Annotated in this window: 2 protein-coding genes; one reads left to right on the plus strand and one right to left on the minus strand. The window is 64.3% G+C overall.

Annotated features, from left to right (window positions below; all coding sequences use genetic code 11):
• Nucleotides 1-591: DUF4276 family protein (locus tag U9980_RS24880; protein WP_322770148.1), on the plus strand; the 591-nt coding region annotated here is incomplete at its 5' end.
• A gap of 95 nt (nt 592-686) precedes the next feature.
• Here the strand turns inward: U9980_RS24880 and U9980_RS24885 are convergent.
• Nucleotides 687-929, minus strand: coding sequence for a hypothetical protein (locus U9980_RS24885; protein ID WP_322748626.1), 243 nt, complete (start codon nt 927-929; stop codon nt 687-689).
• Nucleotides 930-1,087 lie beyond the last annotated feature (158 nt).

Consider the following 1,087-nt stretch of genomic DNA (forward strand, 5'->3'; position numbering starts at 1 on the left):
TTTCTGGTAGCTGCGGGCTTCCATGTACGGAAATCAATCATTACCACCAGACGAATGGCGAGCGGACCAGCGAAACGCGGCGGAGTAACCTCCTGGAACCGCCTGGAAAACGAGATCCGGCGGGTTCTTCAGGACCCCACCATCGACGTCGTAACCACAATGATCGACTACTACGGCTTACCGCAGGACGCGCCGGGCATGTCGACCCGACCAGATGCATCTGCCCATGAGGGGGTGACATACGTGGAGACTGAGATCGAACGTAAAATTGGGGATCCACGCTTCGTCCCCCATGTCGTGCTGCACGAGATCGAATCCTGGGTTCTCGCGGCTGCGCCTCAGCTCGGTGATCTCGTCGGAGACAGTCGGGTCGCCCGCCGGCTCGCAAGAATTGTTGATGACCACGGCGGGCCGGAACTGGTTGATAATGGCGTCACCACCGCTCCTTCCAAGCGAATCCGTGACATCTATCCGGCATTTGACAAAACACTCGACGGTCCGCTCGCCGTCATCGATCTCGGACTCGCCGAACTACGCAGGCGGTGCCCACATGCCGACGCCTGGTTGTATCGGCTTGAGGAACGCGCCTGACCCGGTCGGCAACTTTGTCGAGCGGTGTGTCGAACGTGTCAACGGCCGAGGGCGGCGTCGCGAGCCTTGATGATGGCCGCGACCAGATCGGGTACCTACAGCTTCAACGATACGGCCCCACGGGCCAGCGCATCGTAGGGGCTGCCGTGCCCGCGGGCGAACTCCGGTTCCAGTGACTGTTCCGCGACCGAACGGACCGGCCCCTGGGCGCAGAGCACCGCGTCGCCCACCTCGAACAGGGCATCCCCGCGGCGGGTGAAGCAACCGCGTAGGCCACGGAGGAACACCGCCAGCTCGCCCCCGGGGTCAACGGGTAACGCGTGATCGGGCACACTCATCCTCACGGCCTTGGTTCGATCATGTGTGTCGCAACCCACAATCCTGCCAGGGCCGCCCTACGGGGCGGGGTGCCCCCCGCGACGGCACGCGAAGGCCCGGCCCGGTGAGGCGGTACGGCCCAGGGCCGCTGTGGGGCCGAGTCAACGGCGATGTGTCA

Origin of the sequence: Protofrankia sp. Cr1, assembly GCF_963555865.1 — a bacterium.
Classification (GTDB): domain Bacteria; phylum Actinomycetota; class Actinomycetes; order Frankiales; family Frankiaceae; genus Protofrankia.

Bases quoted from the DNA above. Each gene is read 5' to 3' on its own strand.
- U9980_RS24885 (WP_322748626.1), bottom strand. From the start codon at position 929: ATGAGTGTGCCCGATCACGCGTTACCCGTTGACCCCGGGGGCGAGCTG.